16 protein-coding genes are annotated in these 21934 nt (G+C 68.4%); 10 read left to right on the plus strand and 6 right to left on the minus strand.

Annotation, left to right across the window (positions count from 1 at the left end; all coding sequences use genetic code 11):
- Positions 1 to 2242: tetratricopeptide repeat protein (locus BKH33_RS13735; RefSeq protein WP_158068333.1), on the minus strand; the 2242-nt coding region annotated here is incomplete at its 3' end.
- 607 nt (positions 2243 to 2849) lie between these two features.
- Here BKH33_RS13735 and BKH33_RS11070 point away from each other — a divergent pair.
- The 4 genes from BKH33_RS11070 (at position 2850) to BKH33_RS11080 (ending at position 8134) form a co-directional block, all read left to right on the plus strand.
- A complete protein-coding gene (locus tag BKH33_RS11070; RefSeq protein ID WP_171973411.1) occupies positions 2850 to 5225 on the plus strand; it encodes a 6-phosphofructokinase in 2376 nt (791 codons plus the stop codon).
- Positions 5226 to 5231: 6 nt separating this feature from the next.
- Positions 5232 to 5879, plus strand: a complete 648-nt coding sequence (locus BKH33_RS13740; protein WP_003785612.1) for a hypothetical protein — start codon at positions 5232 to 5234, stop codon at positions 5877 to 5879.
- Positions 5867 to 7168 (plus strand): chloride channel protein, encoded by a 1302-nt coding sequence (locus BKH33_RS11075; protein WP_003785607.1) that lies wholly within the window; start codon positions 5867 to 5869, stop codon positions 7166 to 7168. The genes BKH33_RS13740 and BKH33_RS11075 overlap by 13 nt, the downstream gene beginning before the upstream one ends.
- A 99-nt stretch (positions 7169 to 7267) precedes the next feature.
- Positions 7268 to 8134, plus strand: a complete 867-nt coding sequence (locus BKH33_RS11080; RefSeq protein ID WP_003785610.1) for a CPBP family intramembrane glutamic endopeptidase — start codon at positions 7268 to 7270, stop codon at positions 8132 to 8134.
- Here BKH33_RS11080 and BKH33_RS11085 read toward each other — a convergent pair.
- Together BKH33_RS11085 and BKH33_RS11090 are read right to left on the minus strand one after the other, a co-directional pair.
- A complete protein-coding gene (locus BKH33_RS11085) occupies positions 8124 to 8771 on the minus strand; it encodes a nitroreductase (RefSeq protein ID WP_003785605.1) in 648 nt (215 codons plus the stop codon). The genes BKH33_RS11080 and BKH33_RS11085 overlap by 11 nt on opposite strands.
- 113 nt (positions 8772 to 8884) lie before the next feature.
- Positions 8885 to 10762 carry an alpha-glucosidase gene (locus BKH33_RS11090; protein ID WP_076142749.1) on the minus strand — a complete coding sequence of 626 codons (1878 nt, stop codon included), beginning with the start codon at positions 10760 to 10762 and terminating at the stop codon, positions 8885 to 8887.
- 286 nt (positions 10763 to 11048) lie between these two features.
- Here BKH33_RS11090 and BKH33_RS11095 point away from each other — a divergent pair, with 286 nt between their 5' ends.
- The 3 genes from BKH33_RS11095 (at position 11049) to BKH33_RS11105 (ending at position 15121) form a co-directional block, all read left to right on the plus strand.
- Entirely contained in the window at positions 11049 to 13583 is a 2535-nt protein-coding gene (locus tag BKH33_RS11095; protein WP_003781917.1) for a glycoside hydrolase family 31 protein, read from the plus strand.
- A 78-nt stretch (positions 13584 to 13661) separates the two neighbouring features.
- Entirely contained in the window at positions 13662 to 14306 is a 645-nt protein-coding gene (locus BKH33_RS11100) for a sugar O-acetyltransferase (RefSeq protein WP_003781919.1), read from the plus strand.
- Positions 14307 to 14401: 95 nt separating this feature from the next.
- Complete coding sequence (locus BKH33_RS11105; RefSeq protein WP_043539066.1) at positions 14402 to 15121, plus strand: nitroreductase family protein; 720 nt, start codon at positions 14402 to 14404, stop codon at positions 15119 to 15121.
- Here BKH33_RS11105 and BKH33_RS11110 read toward each other — a convergent pair.
- Entirely contained in the window at positions 15066 to 16130 is a 1065-nt protein-coding gene (locus tag BKH33_RS11110; RefSeq protein ID WP_003781924.1) for a CPBP family intramembrane glutamic endopeptidase, read from the minus strand. The genes BKH33_RS11105 and BKH33_RS11110 overlap by 56 nt on opposite strands.
- Before the next feature lie 106 nt (positions 16131 to 16236).
- Positions 16237 to 19179, minus strand: a complete 2943-nt coding sequence (locus tag BKH33_RS11115; RefSeq protein WP_076142750.1) for a UvrD-helicase domain-containing protein — start codon at positions 19177 to 19179, stop codon at positions 16237 to 16239.
- 131 nt (positions 19180 to 19310) lie between these two features.
- Between BKH33_RS11115 and BKH33_RS11120 the strand changes: the two genes are divergently transcribed.
- The 3 genes from BKH33_RS11120 to BKH33_RS11130 all read left to right on the plus strand — a co-directional run bounded on the left by BKH33_RS11120 (position 19311) and on the right by BKH33_RS11130 (position 21440).
- On the plus strand, positions 19311 to 19946 hold the full coding sequence (locus BKH33_RS11120; protein WP_003782353.1) for a DJ-1/PfpI family protein: 636 nt from the start codon (positions 19311 to 19313) through the stop codon (positions 19944 to 19946).
- A complete protein-coding gene (locus BKH33_RS11125) occupies positions 19927 to 20445 on the plus strand; it encodes a MarR family winged helix-turn-helix transcriptional regulator (RefSeq protein ID WP_050998497.1) in 519 nt (172 codons plus the stop codon). Before BKH33_RS11120 ends, BKH33_RS11125 begins: the two co-directional genes overlap by 20 nt.
- A gap of 356 nt (positions 20446 to 20801) precedes the next feature.
- Entirely contained in the window at positions 20802 to 21440 is a 639-nt protein-coding gene (locus tag BKH33_RS11130; RefSeq protein ID WP_003782352.1) for a helix-turn-helix domain-containing protein, read from the plus strand.
- A gap of 7 nt (positions 21441 to 21447) precedes the next feature.
- Here the strand turns inward: BKH33_RS11130 and BKH33_RS11135 are convergent, their stop codons facing one another.
- Positions 21448 to 21840 carry a VOC family protein gene (locus BKH33_RS11135; RefSeq protein ID WP_003782360.1) on the minus strand — a complete coding sequence of 131 codons (393 nt, stop codon included), beginning with the start codon at positions 21838 to 21840 and terminating at the stop codon, positions 21448 to 21450.
- Between the last annotated feature and the right edge of the window lie 94 nt (positions 21841 to 21934).

Here is a 21934-nt window from a genome sequence, read left to right on the forward strand (position 1 = left end):
CCACCCGCCCCGCATCCCACAGCGCCGTAGCGAGGTTATGGCGTACTGTCAGCGTGCCGGGGTGGTCGGACCCCAGAACCCGCAGCTGATCGGTCAGCACCGCCTGATATGCCCCGATGGCTTCCTCCACCCGCCCCGCACTCTGCAGCGCCGCAGCGAGGTTATGGCGTACTGTCAGCGTGCCGGGGTGGTCGGACCCCAGAACCCGCAGGTGATCGGTCAGCACCGCCCGGAAAGCCTCAATGGCTTCCTCCACCCGCCCCGCATCCCGCAGCGCCCTAGCGAGGTTATGGCGCGTTGTCAGCGTGCTGGGATGGTCGGACCCCAGAACCCGCCCATAGCCTTGAACCAGCAAACGATATTCAGCAACAGCCTCACCCAACTGACTGTCCCGACAGAGCGCCACTGCCAGATTACTCCGAGCTTCAAGCACATTCTGATGATCAGAGCCAAACTTTCTTTCCATATCACCAAGAAGATCACGACAGACGCCAACCGCCACACCCTCGTGTTTATCACCCATCAAGGCCATAGTTCTGACGAAACCCACAGGGAGGAGATCATGCTCCACCGAATCACTCTCCGGCACATCACCACCATCGTTGCATAACGCCAGCGATTCTTCCGTGCGACCCAGGCAGTTCAGCAGTTCAACGAGATTACTTCGAGTAGCCCAACTATCAGGATGACCACTTCCCAACACCGCCGACTGATCCTCAAGAAGACTCCTCAACTCTGCGGCGCCATCTTCGAGTCTACCAGAACCAGCCATCGCCTTTGCTCGACCGTAGCGCACCAGCAACGTCCTTGGGTGATGAATCCCGAACGCTCGCTCAAACGCAGGCAGAAGAGCACTATACCTATTCAAAGCATCTTTCACCACCCCACCCCGAAGAACATAGTCCGCAACTGTCGCCCTGACATTGAGCATCACCTTCTCAGACAGAGGATTTCCCATAAGTAAAGCAGCTAGCGCTTTCTTTCCATGCTCGACAGCATCATCCACCTCATCGCAGGAGTCAGCATTCTGAGCAAGACACCATTGCGCTGCAGCCCGAGCCAGTATCAGTTCTTCCGACTGCCCACCTTCATCCAAGCCAAGAAACCACCGGCAGACGAAAATCGACACCTCAGTCGGATGAAGGTAGACACCCTCGGCACGATGGCAGATCCATTCCGCCAAAGCATCTTGTGTCAACAGGCGCAACTGACGCCACCCCTGCTTACCGAAATGACCATCAGCCTTCCTCCGCAGGAATTCAGCCAGCAAAGGCTCAACAAAGAACTCGACTCCCTGCTCACTTCGACACCAGCACAGCTTCTCTATAGCTCGCCTCAACCCCATACGTACGTCATAATGCACACCCTCCCCCCTCCGATTGATGACTCCCACAACAACTTCGGACACGAAACGGCAAGCACTACCATCCACGTCAGGACTGATCGCAGCGGCATAAAGAACACTCAAACTTACCGCGCCATCTAACTCATCCCACCGCCCCTTCAGAACTGCCATCACATCCTCAGGTAACCAAAAACCTTCATCCTTGAGGACGACCGCACCATGATGACCCTCGATGTGTTCCCAAGTTCGGCGCTCCGAGAGCCATAGTCTGATCAGGAAGGGGCTGTTCAGGCGGTCGGAGATCCACAACAGGTCCTCCTCACTCGTGCGAGGCGCTTCCTCCTGAATCATACTCGACAATTCACCACTCCCAAGCATCGGAATCTTTATGCGTTGCGCACCTCCGAGATTTTGCGCTTTGTTCAGCCATCGACGATAGACTCCACTATTCTCCCCCTCAGGCCACACGGTTCCAACCACCAGGACAGGCGAGCTTCTCCTGGAGGAAACGGCATCCAAGAAAGCAGGCAGCTCACGCCCCATGAGGTGCATGTCTTCTATCGCAATAATAACAGGTATCTCTCGAAGTGATAGAGAGACAATCACGTCTGCCAGCTCCTGGCTAGCAGTGCGCAGCACGCTACGACCTTGCTCTCCGAGAAGAATTTCTTTCTTCAGGCGATTGAGCTCCTGAACCCTCCGCCACGACACGCCAAGACCTTGAAATCCCCATTTCACAAGCGTTGGCCCACAAGGGATACTGATTCCATGCTTTTTCAAGACATCGAAAGCAGCACCTAGCCCCTCATCGACAAAGGCACTCCGTACCTCATCCACCACACCCACGGCCAGCCTGCGGGTTTTGTCTGTCCAGCCCTCCACCTGGCGTCGGGCCATCGTTAGCGGCAGCGTATGGGCCTCTAACTGCGGTCTCATCGCCGAGACAACATCCTGACTGGTCCCTGACGATAGGCGCTCACAGTTCAACCCCCACCAACCAAATGTGGGAAGCGTTCCTGCGGGCCACACGAAGCCACCGATCGTTGGCGCCACAAGCTTGCGTCCGGCCATCGGATCAGTTCCCGCACCGCCTCGAGTGCGCACAGCATCTCCCATTGCCGGCCAGTACGTGTCCTCCTGCTGTGAGCGGAGGCGGGCGTAGAGTTCCTGAACTATTCGGGTCTTTCCGCTCCCAGACGGACCACTCAGTACAACAACCCGAGGGAGGTCACAGTCAGGATCCCTCAGCGCCTCAAGACGCTCGAACAGGAGGTCGACAACATTCTGATGCTCACCCAACAGTGCATGAACCATGAAAATACCCTACCGCACGGGTAGTAGAACCGGTCCTGCCCACGAATCAGGCCGCCGTCGTACCTCTACGGCCACTCCTGGGACCACAGGCGGATGACGTGGCGGCGCTCACCAGCAACAATAAGGACCGACGTCCTCCCGGCCGACGCCGGGAGCCAGGCCCACCGGCGACCTCAGGGAAGGACCCCACATGCCAGCCGCCATGTCCTCAGACACCGCCCTCTCCCCCACCGGCTCGTCGGCCGGACCGCTGCTCGGCCTGGACGGCGAGCCTCTGCGTATCGGGGTCCTCACCTCCGGCGGGGACGCCCAAGGCATGAACGCGGCCGTGCGGGCCGTGGTACGCACCGCGATCCGCCTGGGGGCAAAGCCGTACGCGGTCATGGAGGGCTGGGCCGGCGCCGTGGCCGGCGGCGACGGCATCCGCCCCCTGGAGTGGGACTCGGTGGGCTCCGTCCTCCAGCGCGGCGGCACCATCATCGGCACCGCCCGCTCGGCCGAGTTCCGCGAGCGCGCCGGTCAGCTGGCGGCCGCCCGCAACCTCCTGGAGCACGGCATCGACCGGCTCGTGGTCATCGGCGGCGACGGGTCCCTGACCGGCACCAACGAGTTCCGCAAGAACTGGCCCTCCCTGCTCGAGGAGCTCGTCGCCGGCGGCGACATCAGCGCGGAGACGGCCGCCGCCCATCCCGTCCTCATGGTGACCGGCCTGGTGGGCAGCATCGACAACGATCTCGTGGGCGCCGACATGACCATCGGCACCGACTCGGCCCTCCACCGCATCCTGGAGGCCATTGACGACATCTCCTCAACGGCCGCCTCCCACCAGCGCACCTTCGTCGTGGAGGTCATGGGCCGCCACTGCGGCTACCTGGCCCTCATGGCGGCCGTGGCCGGGGGCTGTGACTACGTCCTGGTCCCCGAGCTTCCCCCGGGCAAGGACTGGGAGGAGGACATGTGCTCCAAGCTCAAGGCGGGTCGGGAGGCCGGGCGCCGCGAGTCCATGGTGATCGTCGCCGAGGGTGCCACCGACCGCGAGGGCAACCGCATCACCGCCGACGACGTCCGCCAGGTCATCGCCGACAAGCTGGGCGAGGCCGCCCGCGTCACCATCCTGGGTCACGTCCAGCGCGGTGGCCGCCCCAGCGCCTACGACCGCTGGATGTCCACGCTGCTGGGCTGCGCCGCCGCCCGCGAGGTGGTGTCCATGGAGCCGGGCAGCGAGCCGGTCATCATCGCCGAGCGTCACAACCGCATCCGCCGCCTGCCGATGATGGAGCAGATCGCCGCCACCCGCGCCGTCAAGGACCTCGTGGCCGCCCACGACTACCTCGGGGCGATCCAGGCCCGCGGCGCCAGCTTCGGCAGCATGCTCGAGCTGTTCGAGACCATGTCCACGCCTCCCGCCGAGCCCTCCACCAATGCGGACTCGACGCCTTCGTCCACTGCTCGCCCCAAGCGGGTCGCCATCATCCACGCCGGCGGCCTGGCCCCAGGGATGAACACGGCGGCGCGTGCGGCCGTGCGCCTGGGCATCGACCACGACTTCACGATGCTGGGAGTCTACGGCGGCTTCCCCGGCCTGCTCGACGGCGATGTGCATGAGCTGACCTGGGCCGACGTCGAGGGCTGGGTCGGCGACGGCGGCGCCCAGCTGGGCACGCGCCGCGAGGTGCCCACCATCGAGCAGCTCTACGCCCTGGGGCGGGCCATCGAGCTCCATGAGATCGATGCCCTGCTGGTCATCGGCGGCTACAACGCCTACCTGAGCGCCTTCCGACTGGTCACCGAGCGGGACCGCTACCCCGCCTTCCAGATCCCGATCGTGTGCGTGCCGGCCTCCATCGACAACAACCTGCCCGGCTCCGAGCTGAGCATCGGCACCGACACCGCCCTCAACAACGCGGTGGTGGCGCTGGACTCCATCAAGCTCTCCGCGGCGGCCTCGCACCGCTGCTTCGTTGCCGAGGTCATGGGCCGCAAGTGCGGCTACCTGTCCCTGATGTCCGGTCTGGCCACCGGCGCGGAGAAGGTCTACCTCAACGAGGAGGGCATCACCCTCAAGGGCCTGGCCGCCGACTCCGAGCGGATGGTGGAGTCCTTCCGCTCAGGACGCAGCCTCTACCTGGTGATCCGCAACGAGCGGGCCAGCGTCAACTACACCACCGACGTGCTGGCCCACATCTTCGCCGAGGAGGGCAAGGGCCTCTACGACGTGCGCGAGGCGATTCTGGGCCACCAGCAGCAGGGCGGCAGCCCCACGGCCTTCGACCGGATCATGGCGACCAAGCTCGTCGCCTACTCCCTGGAGCTGCTGGCCGGTGCCCTCAAGCGCGGCGAGCCGACGGCCTCCTACGTGGGCCTGGTGGGGGGCAAGGTCTCCAACCACCCGTTGGACCGGATGAACGACGACCTCGACCGCGACAACCGTCGTCCCCGCTACCAGTGGTGGCTGGGCCTGCGCCCCGCCGTGGCCCTGGTCAGCCAGAACAGTGGGACCCTGGCGCTCGAGGACGTCCCCGACTTCGGCGAGGCGGTCGACGACGCGGCCGGCGATCAGAGGTAGCAGGGGGTGCCTGCCCGCCCCGGTCCGCGGCGCGCGGCGGTCCCACCCGGGGCCGCTGGAGCCTCCACCGGGGCGGACGCGGCCCGCACTCGGAGGAGCGCCTGGGCGGCCCTGGTCCTGCTTGTCGGAAGCCTGTCGCTCGGCGTCGTCCTGGCTCTGGTGGGCGGCCCCTGGCAGGTCCTCGCCGTCCTGCACCTGGGGGCGCTGGCGATCTGGTTCCTCGTGTGGCGCCGCGGCTGGCGCGACCTGCTTCGATCCGCAGGGCCTCGCAGTCCCTGGTTGCTCTTCGCCGTCGGCGCGGGCCTGTGCGCTCTCAGCGCCGTGGCACACCACCCGATCGACCGGATGGAGCCGGTTCACCACTCCGTCCGTCGTCGCCATGCTCGCCGAGACGCTGGTGACGGCCGCAGCCGTCTGGTACCTGGGACGCCCGAGCCGCATGTCAGCATCCCACCGCTAGATCCCACCGCTAGGCCGGGCTTCGGAAGCCTGTCGGACTCGAGACTGCCCGGGGTCTGGAGGACGCACAGTGGACCTCACGGACTGCGCCCGCGACATCCGTCGTCGAGGGTGAGGGTGCGTACGCGACGAACCACGTGCTTGTCCGCGCCTGAGCTGCGGGGCCGGGTATCGTGCCTGGCGTGCGCGCGCTGACCCGACCTCGGTTCCTTCTGGCCGCCGCCTTGGCGGGCGTGGCCGCGGGTCTCGTCGGGATCGCGATGGCGCTGCTCCTGGAGCTCTTCGAGGCGCTGTTCTACGGCGTCGTCCACGGCGGGCTTCTGGAGCGCCTGGCCGCTGCCCCGCCCTGGCGGCGCGCACTCGCCCCGACCGTGGGCGGTCTCGTCGCCGGTGGCGTGTGGTGGTGGCTGCGCGCAACCGGTGGGGTGGCCGACGTGGAGACCGCGGTGGCAGACCGCTCGGGTAGGAAGGCGAACCGGATGGGACTGGCACGCCCCTTCCTCGACGCCGTCACCCAGGTCCTCACGGTCGGTTCGGGCAACTCGGTGGGCCGCGAGGGCGCCCCGCGTCTGGCCGCCGGGGCGGTCGCGGCCGGACTCGCCGCCCGCCTGGGGATCGGCAGGCCCGAGAGCGCGATCCTCATCGCCTCCGCCGCCGGGGCCGGCCTGGCGGCCATGTACAACGCGCCGCTGGGAGGGGCGGCCTACGCCGTCGAGCTCGTCATGGTCGCCGGGATGCGGCGGCACGGGGCCCTCGTAGCGGTCCCGGTGTGCGTCATCGCCACGCTCGTCTCCTGGCTGCACTCCCACGGACGACCCGCCTTCGAGGTCGCCTCGCAAGGACTGTCGTCGGGGACCGTCCTCGGACTGGTTCTGCTCGTGCCCGTCGCCGCTGCGCTGGGAGTGGGCGCCAGGCAACTGTGGTCGTGGATGCTGGTACGCCGGGTGCGCACCGTACGGCGGCTACCAGTGGCGATCGGGGTGGCGGGACTGGCAACCGGGTTGGTGAGTCTGTGGGTTCCGGCCGTCGTCGGCAATGGCCGCGACGCCATGGAGGTGGCCCTGGGCGCCCACGTTCCGGAAGACTCGAGCGGCGCCCCGGGTGCGGTCCTGGTCATGCTGCTGGGCATCGTGGCCCTCAAGCCGGTCCTCACCGGGCTCACGCTCGGGGCCGGTGCCACCGGGGGACGCCTGGCCCCCTCCCTGGCCGTGGGATCGAGCGCGGGAGCCGCGCTGGCGATCGCGCTTCAGGCCGGCGGGGTGGAGACCAGCATCTCGGTGCTGGCGATGGCGGGTGCGGGCGCGGTGCTCGCCACGACCCAGAAGGCCCCCGTCTTCGGGATCGTCTTCACCTGGGAACTGGCCCGGGCCGGAGCCTGGACGCTGACAGCACTGATCGCCGTCGTCCTGACGGTCATGCTGCTGACCTCCCCCACCTGGCGGCAATCCGCAGTATCCCGGCTGCGGGGCTCGGGGAAGCGATAGCCGAAGCCTCCTGCCACGTGTCAGGGTCATTAAATCTTCCGATCGACCGTATACTCCTGCGCGGATCGCGACAGACAGACACTTCTCACCGGAATCACTATGGATCGTCACAGGGGCGTCGCCCCGCCCCGCCACGCGTTACGGCCCTCCACGGCCGACGCCTACACCTTCGAGACCGGGCAGCCCGCTGTTTCCGAGGGCGTCACCCTTGCCGCCGTCGCCCTGCTGGTCGGCGCCCCGGCGCTGGGAATCGCCCTGGCACTCCTTCGGGGTCCGTGGATCCTCATGCTCGCCATCCTTCACCTCGGCGGGCTCGCTCTCTGGTTCGGGCTGGCCCACCGCGGCTGGCGCGACCTGCTGGCCGGTGGCGGCATCCACAGCAGGACGCTGCTCTTCACGACCGGAGCCCTGGCCGGGATCGCCTTCGGCGGACTGCACGCCTGGATGGGGCCGACAGGTACCGGCCCCCTGTGGAAGCCGGAGATCACCGCATCCACGGCGCTTCACGCTCTGGTCTTCGCCATCTTTGTCGGCATCGCGTATAACGCGATCCCTGAGGAGATCACGCTGAGACGCACCCTGTTCGCACCGGTGCGAGAGCGCCTCGGCGCCACAGCGGCCGTGCTGTTGACGACGGCATCCTTCACCGCCCTGCACCTGCCGACCTGGCTGACCTCGGAGACCAGCCTCAAGGGCTACGCCTGGCAGATTCTCCACAAGGTGCTCTTCGGACTGCTCGCCGGCTGGTCGGTGGTGCGGCTGCGGTCGGTGTTCTTCGCGCTGGGCCTGCACGTCAGCGGAAACGCGCTGGGCCTGTTCATCGGCCAGCTTCAGAGCGAGAACCTGCCCGACTTCGAGATCTCGTGGCTCAACGCGGCGATCCTGCTCACCGGCGCAGCCGTCGCCGCCGGCCTCATCCATCTCCTGGGCCGACGGCGGAAGCAGCCCTCTGCGCTCAGTCCTTGATCGTGAGGATCTCGTCGACGTCGACGCGGTCGGGGGCGAAGGCCGCCAGCGCCGAGTCCGCGGGGTGGCCCAGCGCGATCCCGACCGCCACGATCTCATCGGCTCCGATCCCCATGGCCTCGCGCACCTCGTCCGGGTACATGACCAGGGCGTAGGCGTTGATAGCGCCAAGGCCCTTGTCGGCAGCCGCTAGGACGAGCATGGCGGAGAAGGCCCCGAGGTCGTGGAAGGACCACGGAGTGGACTCGACCGGGATCGTCACGTACAGGACCGCCTGAGCGTTGAACAACCGTCCCTGCGATGCCTGGAACTCCTGGACGCCATCGCCCAGCTGGGCACCGATCTGCTCGCCGAGCGCGGCCATGTTCTCCTGGGTGGTCGGAGACCACTCGGTACGAGGCTTCACCGGAAGGTCGGAGTCTCCCTTCCTGCCGGCAGCGACGTCCGCGGCATGGCGCTTCTTGATCCCGGCCAACGTAGCCCCAGTGGCCGCATAGACCCGCCAGGGCTGGGAATTCACCCACGACGGCGCCTGCTGGGCGGTGCGGACGACGTCGACCAGGTCCTCCCGGGAGACGGGCTGATCGGTGAAGTCTCGCACCGAGTGACGATTGGCGACGACCTGGCTGAACTCCATGGTGCTCTCCTACTTCCGATGTCCACGGGTTTGTCCACCGAGACCAACGATCGGCCGGCCGGCACTATTCCAGTGACGAGGCCCTCGGGCTGGCGCGGCGAGCACCCAACCGCTCAGGCCCGACGGCGCAGCAGCACCGAGTCCCAGCCGGCCAGGACCGCGGGCAGCCCCGCGTGCCCGGAGCCGGGCTGGACGTCCGGGTCGCCGGCGCGCAGGACCTGCTCGGCCTCGGTCCACTGCCCCGCCTGCAGCCCCTCGGCCGCGAGCGCGGCCAGCAGACCGCCTTCACCGGTCAGGGTCAGGTCATCGCGGGCGCACTGGGCGATGAGCAGGAGCTGCTCGACGCGGTTCTCACCCGTCTCATCCGGCTCCGGGGACCGCCACTGACGCAGGATGACCCAGGCGGTGGGGTGGTCGGCCGCCAGGAGCCGGAAGGTGCCCAGGGCGAGGGCGTCGTCGTCGTGGCGCAGTGCGATGAGGGAGCGGTAGTGCTCGAAGACGCTGCCGGGCACTCCCGCCTGGGCTGCGGCGTGGACGGTGCCGTGGTCGGGAGCCAGGGCGATCCAGGGCTCGCCGGTGGTGAACCCGGCCTTCTCGCTACCGTCCCAGTGAACGGGGGTGCGGGCGTTGTCCCGGGAGATGGGGGCCAGACCGGTCAGGACGGCGGCCGGGTCGTCGCCGGCGCGCACGCGCTCGTGGAAGTGGTTGATGGACTCCAGGTCCCGGTAGTCCTTGATGGAGCGGAAGACCGTGTTGGCCATGCCGAGCTCCTCACCCTGGTAGACGTAGGGCGTGCCGCGGTGGGTGTGGAGGATCGTGGCGAGGGTCTTGGCCGAGCGGACGCGCCAGGCCGGGTCGTCGTCGCCGAAGCGGGAGACGGCGCGGGGCTGGTCGTGGTTGTCCCAGTAGGCGGAGTTCCAGCCCTTCTCCGCCGTGACGACGCCGGAGGAGTCCGTGACGGGGGCGAGGGCCGCCTGCCAGTCGGCGAGGTTCTTCTTGAGGACGACCAGGTTGAGGGGCTGCGGGTCGAACTTGCCTCCGGGCCCGTCGGTGAGACTGACGTGCTCGAACTGGAAGACCATGTCGAGCTCGGCGCGGGCGGGGTCGGTGTAGAGGGCGGCCTCGCTTCGCGTGGCTCCGGGCATCTCGCCAACGGTGATGACGTGGCCGGGCCGGGGTGCGAGGACCTCTTGGTTCATCTCGTGGAGGAACTCGTGGATGCGCGGCCCGTTGGCCACCGCGGCGAAGGCGTTGCCGTAGAGGTCGCCCTCGCCCTGGGGCGCGTCGGTGAGCGGGTAGGTCTTGGAGATGAAGTTGATGACGTCCATGCGGAAGCCGTCAACACCGCGCTCCAGCCACCAGGTCATCATCTCGTAAACGGCGCGGCGCATCTCGGGGTTCTCCCAGTTGAGGTCGGGCTGCTTGGGTGAGAAGAGGTGCAGGTAGAACTCCTGGGTGTCCTCGTCCCAGGCCCAGGCCGACCCGGAGAAGGCCGATCCCCAGTTGGTGGGCTCGGTGCCCGGCTGCCCGGGAGCCAGCCCGTCGACCTGCCGGGCGGGTTTCCAGATGTACCAGTCACGCTTGGGGTCCTGCGTCGAGGAGCGGCTGGCGGTGAACCAGGGGTGCTCGTCGCTGGTGTGGTTGACGACGAGGTCCATGACCAGACGCATGCCGCGGGCGTGGAGCCCCTCGATGAGGGCATCGAGGTCCTCCAGGGAGCCGAAGAGGGGGTCGATGTCCTGGTAGTCGGAGATGTCGTAGCCGTTGTCGTCCTGCGGGGAGCGGTAGACGGGGCTGAGCCACACGACGTCGACCCCGAGCTCGTCGAGGTGGTCCAGGCGGTTGGTCAGACCCGGGATGTCACCAATTCCGTCGCCGTCGGAGTCGGCGAAGGAGCGGGGGTAGACCTGGTAGACGACGGCGCGGCGCCACCAGTCCGGTTCGTCACCGACGTGGTGGGGAGAGACGACCAGAGGTGCGGGACGGGTCATGGGAGGCTTCCTTCCTACCGGCGTGTGGCGGAATCTGAAGGGGAGACAGGAGCAGGTGAGAGCAGCCCCGTCCGCATCGGGGCTGCAGGCGTCACCCGGGTGCACGACGTCGGGCCCGGCAGCTCGGGAACCGTCCCGGCTGCACCGCCGCAGTCTTGGCGGCCCCGTGCCGATTGTGTCAGAAAGCGCTGCCAGCCGCGGCCGATTATGATGATCTCTCGCGCCTTGCCCCAGGTGCCACCTCTCCCATCGTGTCCCTGTGACGACCCCTGTGAAAGGCCGATCGTTGGTTTCTCCTCTCTCCAATGCCCCTGACACGCTGCGTCCGGCAGCAGCCCCTGCCGAGGCGGTCGTCGTCGGGACGACGCCGGCCGAGTCCCGTTACCGGTTCACGGTGCTGACCTCCCGACTCATCCGCATGGAGTTCTCTCCCTCGGGCGTGTTCACCGACGCCGCTACCCAGCTGGTCGTGAACCGGGATCTCGGCGAGGCGCCGTTGTTCCGGGTGGTGCGGGGTGAGGACCGATTGGAGATCGTCACCGAGCACCTGCACCTGACCCATATCCCCTCGCTGGGCTTCTCCCCATCGGGCCTCAGCGTCAGGCTGCGCTCGACGGCGCTCCACGCCCACGGCGGCACCTGGCACCACGGCGACGTGTGGGACCCCGACGAGACCTTCCCGACGAACCTGGGCGGCACCACCCGCACCCTCGATGAGGCCGACGGCGCCGTCGCCCTCAGCCCGGGACTGCTGAGCCTGAACGGCATCACCGCCCTGGACGACTCTGCCTCGCTGCTGCTCACCCAGGACGAGTGGGTCCGGCCCCGTGAGTCCGGCAACCGCCTGGCCGACGGGGCGCAGGACCTCTACGTCTTCGGCTACGGCCAGGACTACCGGGGGGCGCTGCGCGACTTCTTCCGCCTCACCGGCCCAAGCCCTCTCATTCCGCGGGCGCTGCTGGGCAACTGGTGGAGCCGCTACTACCCCTACAGCGGCCAGGAGTACCTGGCGCTCATGGACCGCTTCACCGCCGAGGAGCTGCCCTTCTCCGTGGCCGTCATCGACATGGACTGGCACCTCACCGACATCGACCCGGCGATCGGCACGGGCTGGACCGGCTACACCTGGAACCGGGATCTCTTCCCAGACCCTGCGGCCTTCCTGGCCGGCCTGCATGAGCGGGGCATGCTCACCACGCTCAACGTCCACCCCGCCCAGGGGGTGCGGCGCCACGAGGAGGCCTATGAGGAGGTCTGCGCCGACCTGGGCCTGGATGCCGGCAGCGGGGAGGATGTGCCCTTCAACGTCGCCGACCGGGTCTTCATGGGCTCCTACCTCTCGCGCCTCCACCACCGGCTGGAGGACCAGGGCGTGGACTTCTGGTGGCTGGACTGGCAGCAGGGCGGCTCCACGACGGTTCCCGGCCTGGATCCGTTGTGGATGCTCAACCACGTCCACTACCTCGACTCGGGCCGCGAGCGCCCGACGGAGGCGGGCGGCGTGGAGCGGCGTCGGCCGGTGACCTTCTCCCGCTTCGCCGATGCCTCGAGCCACCGCACCCCGGTGGGCTTCTCCGGGGACACGATCATCAGCTGGGACTCCCTGCGCTTCCAGCCGCGGTTCACGGCCACGGCCGCCAATATCGGCTACTTCTGGTGGTCCAACGACATCGGCGGGCACATGCTGGGCTACAGCGATGACGCGATGGCGGCGCGATGGTTCCAGCTGGGCTGCTTCTCCCCCATCAACCGCCTGCACTCGTCGAACTCGGCCTTCACCTCCAAGGAGCCATGGCGCTACTCTCGCGACGCGCGCGCCACGATGGAGGCGCACCTGAGGCTGCGCCACCGGCTGGTGCCCTACCTGTACACGTGGGCGCGGCGCTCGGTGAGCGAGGGCGTGGGACCGGTGCGTCCGCTCTACCACGACCACCCGCGGACGCTGGCCGCCTACGAGCACCGGAACACCTTCTGCTTCGGAGACCTGCTGGTGGTGCCCTTCACCTCCCCACTGGACGAGACCACCGGCCTGGGCCGGGAGCTGACCTGGCTGCCCGACGGCGTCTGGTACGACCTGCCCACGGGGCGCCGTTATGAGGCCGCCGCCGGCGGGCACGGGCGCATGCTGAGTCTGTCGCGCCCACTGGACCGCATCGGTGTCCTGGCCAGGGCCGGCTCGGTCATCCCGCTGGCCGGGAACCTGATGGAGGCAGCCGGGGACAATCCGCGCGAGCTGGAGGTCGTCGTCGTGCCCGGAGACTCGGGGTCCTTCACCCTGGAGGAGGACGATGGCTCGGCCGAGCCGGGGCCGGACCGGGTCGCCCGCACGCACATGGCACTGACCTGGCCGGACACCGAGGACGAGGACGGCGGGGACGCGGTGCTGCGTATCCGCCTGGAGGGGGCCGCCGACGTCGTCCCGGACTCACGGAAGGTGACGGTACGGCTTCTGTCCTGTCGGGTGGCGGGCGCCTGGCTGGGGGTGGGCGAGCAGGCGTGCCGACTGGCCACCGAGGAGGTCGATGGTGACGGATTCACTCTGGGGGCGGGCACGCTCGTGCACGTCGGTGAGCTGTCCCGCCAGGAGCTGGCCGACGGCGTCGGACTGGTGCTGCGCGGCACGCGGCAGGAGCCGATGGACTGGCGCGACGAGGTCCACACGATCCTGGATACCGCGCGCGTGGAGTACATGGCCAAGGACCTGGCCTGGGCCGCTGTGCAGAGGGGCCTGAGCGGGACCGCCCTCCTGGGTGAGATGGAGGCCCTGGGACTGCCTGAGACGCTGCGAGCCGCCGTGGCCGAGGTACTCCCCCACTCCTGAGCACGGCGCGAGGGCCGGCTCTGGCGGGTGAGCGCGAACTGGCCGGCGCTACCGCAGCCCGCGGCTAGGCTGTCGGTCATGAGTGAGAGTCCCTCCCCCCGTTTCCCCGAGGCCGAGCCCTACTTCGTCGGGGACGAGCGCACCAATCGCGAGCGCATGCTCGCCGGTGACTGGTACGTCTCCGACGACCCGGACAGTGCCAGGATCGCGGCGCACGCCCGCAAGATGCTCTACCGCTTCGAGCGGGCCTTCGCCGAGGGTGAGGAGGACTGCTGGGACCTGCTGCGCTCGGCGATCCCGGGACTGGGTGACAAGGCTCGCCTGCTGCCGCCGGTGCGTGTGGACTACGGGGACAACATCACCGTGGGTGAGGGGACCTTCGCCAACTACGGGCTCGTGGCGCTCGACGTCGTGGAGATCCGTATCGGTGCCCACTGCCAGATCGGCCCGAACGTCCAGCTGCTCACGCCGGTCCATCCCCTGGAGCCGACGCCGCGCGCCTGCTCCCTGGAGGCGGCCGACCCCATCACGATCGGGGACAACGTGTGGCTGGGCGGTGGGGTGATCGTGTGTCCCGGTGTGACCATCGGGGACAACTGCGTCATCGGCGCGGGCTCGGTGGTCACCAAGGACATTCCCGCCGGCAGCCTCGCAGTGGGCAACCCGGCCCGGGTCCTGCGCCAGCTGGACGACTCCACCTTCGGGCCCCGACATCAGTCGTGACGCTTGCGTACGACGCCGCGTCACACCCAAGACTGAGGCTGCGCCGCAATCGGCCCCGTCAACCGGCTCCATGACCTGTCCAAGGAGACGTCACGATGAACCCCGAAGCTTTCTCCGACCTGGCCACTGCCCGGCATTCTGTGCGCGACTTCCGGCCTGACCCGGTGCCGAGCCAGGTCCTCGACGCGATCCTTGACGATGCCCGTCAGGCCCCGAGCTGGTCGAACACACGGCCCTTCATGGTGGCGCTGGCCACCGGTGAGCGGGCGGATCGCCTGCGCTCGGCCTACATCGCCGAGTTCGATGCCACACTGCCCTTCCAGCACAAGGAGCCCGGCGCCATGGCCCGCCTGGTCCTGAGCGGCAAGGCGCCCGACGGCGACTACCGCACCTGGGCGCCCTACCCCGCGGAGCTGCTGCCCCACTCCCAGGCTGTCGGCGGCCGGCTGTACGCGCACATGGGTATCGCGAGGGACGACCGCGAGGCCCGCGACGCGGCCGCCCGCCGCAACTGCGAGGCCTTCGACGCACCGATCATCGGTTTCGTCCTTATCCACAAGGGCTTCATGCCCTTCGCAGCGCTCGACGCCGGGATCATGCTGCAGACCCTGTTCCTATCGGCCAAGGCCCACGGCGTCGACTCCTGCCCCCTCGGGGTCCTGGCCACCTGGCGCCGCCCCTTCGACGCCGAGTTCGAGGCACCGGCCGACTACCACCTCATCACGGGCTTCGCCCTGGGGCATGCCTCCGACGCCCCGGTCAACGACTTCCGGGCTGAGCGGCGCCCCGTACGCCTGGTGCCGACCCGTTCATGACTGGGGGCGGGCCGTCACCAACCACGCTGCTCGACGGCGCCGCCGGGCGGCGCCAGCAGGGCGGGACGATGAGCCCGCGCCGGTGAACCGCAACCAGCACGGCCAGACCGGCCGTCGTGCACAGCAGGACTGCAACGACGGATCCCTCGACCCCCATGGATCCGCCAGTGAGCAGATCGGGGCCGGTGAAGCGGGCCTCGATGAGTCCGCGCCCCGATCCGGTGCCAGAGATGTCGGAACCGAAGACGCCGCCCTGGACGAAGTTCCAGGCGACATGCACCCCGATCGCCAGCCACAGGCGCCGGGTGAGCAGGTAGCAGGCGCCCAGCAGGATTCCTGCCTCCAGCACGATCGCCACCGAGCCGAAGACCGTGGCATGAGAGTTGGTCAGGTGGGCGGCGCCGAAGAACACCGCAGTGATGGCCAACGCCCACCAGGTCCCCAGCCATCCCTCGATGATGCGCAGCATGACACCCCTGACGAGGATCTCCTCGGTGAATCCTGCGAAGATTCCGGCTCCGAGACCGGCGAGGATCCCCGTGCTCCAGCCGACGTCCACCACATGGTAGGAACCGAGCAGGGCCAGAACCCCGATGACGGCGCACATGAGCAGCGCCCCCATGGCGAGGCCGACCGAGAACTCGCGCAGCGCCGCCCCGCGCCCGCCGAGCTCAATGACGGGCCGGCCACCGATGAGGCGCACCAGCAGCCAGTACCCGAGCAGGACCAGGGGCGCTGCGCTGATCGCCGTGACGATTCCGCCACCCGACAAGGTCTCAACACCACCATTGGCCGTGAGACGCGCGAATCCGGTGATCACTGCGAGAATCACTGCGAAAGTCTGAGCGCCGATGACGACCGGGACTCCCAGAAGGAACTGGAGCCAGCCGAGGCGCTCCGCCTTTCGCGGAGGGATGCGCCACTGGGGACTGACCGGAACGAGCCGGTCCAGGAGGCGAGGAGTCCGAGGCTCCAATGATGAAGCCGGAGAGGAAGCCGGGGTGTTCATGACCCCAGTGTTTCCTGCCTGCCGGTAGCCACGCCTCCCCCGCCAGGAGGAACCGGCCCTTATCCCGCGCTCAGCGCAGTTCTCGGTAGCGTGAGAGATTGATCCGTCAGATCTTGGCCACGGGGGCGTAGCGCAGGATAAGGCGCTTGGTGGTGGGGGCACCGTCGATGACGAACTCGACGCGGGCGGTCAGGGAGCGCCCCTTGCCCTCCAGGCCGACGACGGTGCCCACCCCATAGGAGTCGTGACGCACCTGGTCGCCGGCCCTCAGCCCGGCCACGGCCGCGGGCAGGTCCTCCGAGGCGGCTGCGTTCCCGGCCGACGAGGGGGTGCTCTGCTTGCCACGGGCCTCGAGACGGGTAGAGGCCCGTTTGGCGGCCCGGTCCTGGGCGGTCTCCACGCGCCCCAGCTTGCCCGAGCGCTTGGCACCTCCCCCCACGGGCGGGGCGAAGTCATCGTCGTCGGAGTAGCCGCCGGAGTAGGAGCCCTGCCGAGAACCACCCGAGCGCTGGCCTCCCGAGCCGAAGCCGCCCTCGCCCCAGCTGCTCCCCCAGCCGGTACCGCCGCCGCGCAGCGCCTCCATGGAGGAGGTCAGGCGCTTCCAGTCGATGGTCTCGCCCGGCACGTCGTCGAGGAAGCGGGAGGCGGGCATGGCGTTGGCGGCGCCCCAGGCCGAGCGCACGGCGGCGCGGGTGAGGTAGAGGCGCTCGCGGGCCCGGGTGAGGGCCACGTAGGCCAGGCGCCGCTCCTCGGCAAGCTCGGTCTCCTCTGCCAGGGAGCGGGCGTGAGGGAAGGTGCCGTCCTCCATGCCGGTGACGAAGACGACCGGGAACTCCAGGCCCTTGGCGGTATGGACGGTCATGAGGGTGATCTGGCCCTGTTCCTCGGCCCGCCGGGCGTCCTCGTCCTCCAGGTCGGCGCTGGGCGGGAGCTGGTCGGAGTCGGCCACGAGCGAGACGCGTTCGAGGAAGTCGGCCAGGGTGCCGTCGGGGTTGGCGGCCTGGAAGTCACTGGCCACGGAGTGGAGCTCGGCGAGGTTCTCCACGCGGGTGGCATCCTGGGGGTCGTCGCTGGCGCGCAGCTCGGCGAGGTAGCCCGAGGCGTCCAGGGCGGAGTCGAGGACGTCGGCGACGCCGTCGCCGGCAGTGACCATATGCCGCAGGGTGGTGAGCAGCTCGTGGAAGCCGCGGACCTGGTTGCGGGCCCGGGTGGTCAGGCCCTCGACCTCGGGGGGCTCGCCGGACTCGGCGATGGACGGCTGCCCGTCTGCGCTGTCAGCGCCCGCGGCCCCGCCTGGCTCATCGGCCCGCGCCTCGCGGGGGGCTCCGGCGGCGTCGGCGACGGCCTGCCCGAAGGAGACGGCGTAGCGGGCGGCGTGCTCGGCCAGGGCGCCCTCGGCCTTGTCCCCCAGGCCGCGCTTGGGGACGTTGAGGATGCGGCGCAGGTTGACGTCGTCGTCGGGATTGTCGACGGCGCGCAGGTAGGCGATGGCGTCCTTGATCTCGCGGCGGTCGTAGAAGCGGGTGCCGCCGATGACCTTGTAGGGCTGGCCGGCGCGCATGAAGGCCTCTTCGAGCGCCCGGGACTGGGCGTTGGTGCGGTAGAAGACAGCGACGTCACGGGGGTGCACGCCGTGCTCGTCGGACAGGCGGTCGACCTCCTGGCTGATCCAGCGGGCCTCGTCGTGCTCGGAGTCGGCGACGTAGCCGGTGATGGGGGCGCCGTCGCCGGCGGCGGTCCACAGGTTCTTCTCACGCCGGCCGCTGTTGCGGGAGATGACAGCGTTGGCGGCCGAGAGGATGTTCTGGGTGGAGCGGTAGTTCTGCTCGAGCAGGATGGTGCGCGCCGTCGGGTAGTCCTCCTCGAACTCCTCGATGTTGCGGATGGTGGCGCCGCGGAAGGCGTAGATGGACTGGTCGGAGTCGCCGACGACGGTGAGCTCGCCCGGGGGCAGGGCCGACCCCGCCCCGGAGGTGCCGGGGCCGCCGACGAGCTCGCGCACGAGGACGTACTGGGCATGGTTGGTGTCCTGGTACTCGTCGACCAGGATATGGCGGAAGCGGCGCCGGTACATCTCAGCCACGGCCGGCCGGGTCTGGAGCAGGGCGACGGTGCGCATGATGATGTCGTCGAAGTCCAGGGCGTTGGCGGCGCTCAGGCGCTCGGCATAGGCGCGGTAGACCTCGGCGAGGTGGCGCTCGAGGGGGTTGGAGGTGACGGCGCGCTCGGCGAACTGGGCCGGGGTGATGAGCTCGTTCTTGAGGTCGGAGATGCGGTGGGCGAAGGTCTTGGGGGTGAAACGCTTGGGGTCGATGCCCAGCTCGCGCACGATGAGGGTGATGAGGCGGGTGGAGTCGGCGGCGTCGTAGATGGAGAAGGTGGAGCGCAGGCCGGCGGCCTCGTGCTCGCGGCGCAGGATGCGCACGCAGGCGGAGTGGAAGGTGGAGACCCACATGCGCTCGCCGGCGGGGCCCACCAGGGCGGTGACGCGCTCGCGCATCTCGGCGGCGGCCTTGTTGGTGAAGGTGATGGCCAGGATCTCGCCGGGGCGGGCGCGGCCGGTGGCGATGAGGTGGGCGATGCGGTGGGTCAGGACCCGGGTCTTGCCCGATCCGGCCCCGGCGATGATGAGCAGCGGCGCGCCGGCGTGGGTGACGGCGGCCTCCTGGGCGGGGTTGAGGCCGGAGAGCAGCTCGGCCGGATCTGAGACCGTCACCCCCCAGGCCAGGCCGGAGGCGTGGCCCGACGGCGCGGCGCCGTCGGCTCGGGCCCGCGCCGCGGCGGCATTGGCCTGAGCCCGGGCGACCAGGGCGGAGATCTCGTCCTGACGCTCCTCCCAGGTGGGGGCTGCGGCGGCCTCGTCCTCGGGGGACGGGGCCTCCTCGGGGCCCCAGTCCTCCTCCGGCGCCTCGACGTCGGCCCAGGAGTCGTCGTCGAAGGCCCCGCCGGTGGGCACGAGGGCGGGTAGCGCAGCCTCGGGCGGCGGAGTGGCCGCACCGCCGGAGCCGGGCATGGGCAGGGCACCGAAGAGGGAGTTCATCGCGTTCATCGTGAGGCCAAGCCTAGGCCAGGGCACCGACACGTTCCGTTCTTCTCGACCCCAGCCCGACATTGACAGTGTACTGTCGATATTGACAGCGTGCTGTCAGTAGATGGTGAGCCAACCTGAGAGAAGCCGAGATGCGGACCATAGCCCTGTACACGACCGAAACCATGGCGGACTGGGAGTACGCCTACCTCACCACTCAGATCGCGGGCGCGGAGCACCTCAAGCCCGAGCGCTTTCGGCTGCTGCTCGTGGGCGACGGGCTGGAGCCGGTGCGCACGCTCGGGAACCTGCCGCTGGAGCCGGAGGCCGACCTCGACGCGCTGGATGCACTGGCCGACGATGGCTCGCTCGCAGCCCTGGTCATCCCTGGAGGGGACCACTACGCGGCCGGGCACGAGAAGCTCATCGAGGCGGTCGGCCATCTCGTGGATAAGGAGATTCCGGTGGCGGCGATCTGCGGTGCCACGCTTCTACTGGCCCGGGGCGGTTTCCTGGACGAGCGCCGCCACACCTCGAATGCCGCCTCGTACCTGGAGGCCAGCGGATACCGAGGGGGTGCGCACTACGAGGAGGCCCCAGTAGTCACCGACCGGGGCGTCACCACGGCCTCAGGCATTCATGCGGTCCCCTTCACCGCGGAGGTCATGCGGATCACCGGGCTTGTGCCCGATGCGATGGTCGACTCCTGGGAACAGGTCTTCCTCAACGGCAAGGAGAAGGACTACATGGCCCTGATGGAGGCGACCGTTGCCTGGCAGAACGCCTGAGGGGGACGCCCTCACCGCCTTGGTCCTTCCCGTCTTCGCCCTCAACGGGGAGCTCCTGGAGGCGGCTGCGGTGATTACGGCCCCACATGAGCTGACCCCGGCCCGGTGGCAGGTGCTGGGCGCCGTCCTAGAGGAACCGCTACCGGTGGCTGAGATCGCCCGGCGGGTCGGACTGACGCGGCAGAGCGTGCAGCGGGTGGCCAATGATGTCGTCGCGCAGGACTGGGCGCACTGGCAGCCCAATCCCGGGCGGCGCGGTCAGAACCTGCTCATCCTGACCGGCAAGGGACGGAGAGCGATCACGGCACTCACCGCGGAGCAGCACGCCTGGGCCGACACCGTCGGCCAGGAGATCGGAGAGAAGAACCTGAAGACCCTGGGGACGCTGGTCAGCAGGCTTACTGACGCATCACGCCGCTACCGGCAAGCCGCCGGAGAGGAGCCCTCGCCTGAAGCAGGAGACCACTCCAGCCGCGCCGGCCCCCGAGCGGGCACCTAGGGAGCCGCCCGTGTCCAAATCTGCAGCAAAGGAGTCGAGGTTCAGTTCTCCCGTTGAAGGAAACCGCGAAATCATGCGGTTTTCCTCCGCCGAGACGAGACCGGCAGGGGCCTTTGTTGCAGATATGGACACGACCAGACAGATTCCGGGCAGATACGGACGACGATCCCGGCCCTGTCAGGCGCTCAGGATGCCTCCGGTCTGAAACGACTATCGGTCAAGGGCGACGATTCTGTCCGCACTTCACTTCATGCGCTCCCTTATACACGAATGCGCATAACGCCGGTTCAGCCCCTGGAAGTCCATCTTCAGCGGGTTCCCTGGACTCGCATCGCTCACGGCTCGACGATAGAGAGGTGTACTCCGAGACAGTCCTGAGTGAGCAGCGCACGCTCTGGCGATCGGCGGGCGGCAGCGCCGCCACCATTCCCGCTGACGGATGCGTCGACCTCATCGTCGGCAGCGAGCAGGTGCTCCTGTGCGGCCCGCAGACTCGTGTCATCCACGCTCCTGCCAACGACATTGACCCCACCGTCGGCGTGAGGCTGGAAGCGGGTACCGCTCGCAGGGTCCTGCCCGTGGCGCTCAGCGAGCTGAGAAACCGAGTAGTGGAGCTGCGCACCGCGTTGGGATCGGAGGCGGTTGCCTTGTACGACCTGATGATGCGAGCGAGCAACGCTTCCCGGCCCGATCTCGTGCTCTCTGAGCTGCTTGTTGAACAGGCGGAGCCGTGGGTGACGACGGCGCACCGACTCGCCCGGACCGGAACGTCAGCCCGAGAGGCCGCCCGAGCTCTGGACTGGTCGGAGCGCACGCTGCGCAGACGAATGCTGGAGGCCTTCGGCTACGGGTACACCACTCTGGCACGCATTGAGCGAGTATTCCGAGCACGCTCGCTTCTCCAGCGAAGACTTTCGCCGGCCCACGTCTCAGCGATAACGGGTTATGCGGATCAGCCGCATCTGCCCCGCGAGTTCGCGCACTTGGTCGGGTGACGCCGGCTCAGTTCTCCAAGGCCGCGAAGAGGTCAACGCTATTGCCATCGGGATCGAGCACCGTGGCGTAGCGCTGCCCCCAGGGGGCGTCCCACGGCTCGGTACGGCCTTCGTGTCCTGCTCCGATGAGCCTGGCGTAGGTGGCATCCACAGCACTCGCTGTCCCCTGGTCAAAGGCCAGGGCGATGCGGTGACCTCCCGAGGGCAACTCGTAACCAGGGTCGAGGCTACGAATGAGGTCGATGGTGTCCCACGCCAGAACGGTGCCGACTTCGAGCCTGGTATCGACATGCGGCTCGTCGCTCCTTTCAGGAACGGCCGCTCCAAGCAGACGGTAGAAGGCGAGCGAGGCCGACATATTGCGAGTCACGATGCCGATGAATCCGAGTCGTAGTGCCATAGCGACACCGTATGCCGCCTACGACATCCCGTCTTGAACAGAACGGCCACGTCCAGCGGGACTCCCTGACACGCCTGATCAGTCCGCATACGCT

The organism is Actinomyces naeslundii (genome assembly GCF_001956585.1).
In the GTDB taxonomy this organism is placed as follows: Bacteria; Actinomycetota; Actinomycetes; order Actinomycetales; family Actinomycetaceae; genus Actinomyces; species Actinomyces naeslundii.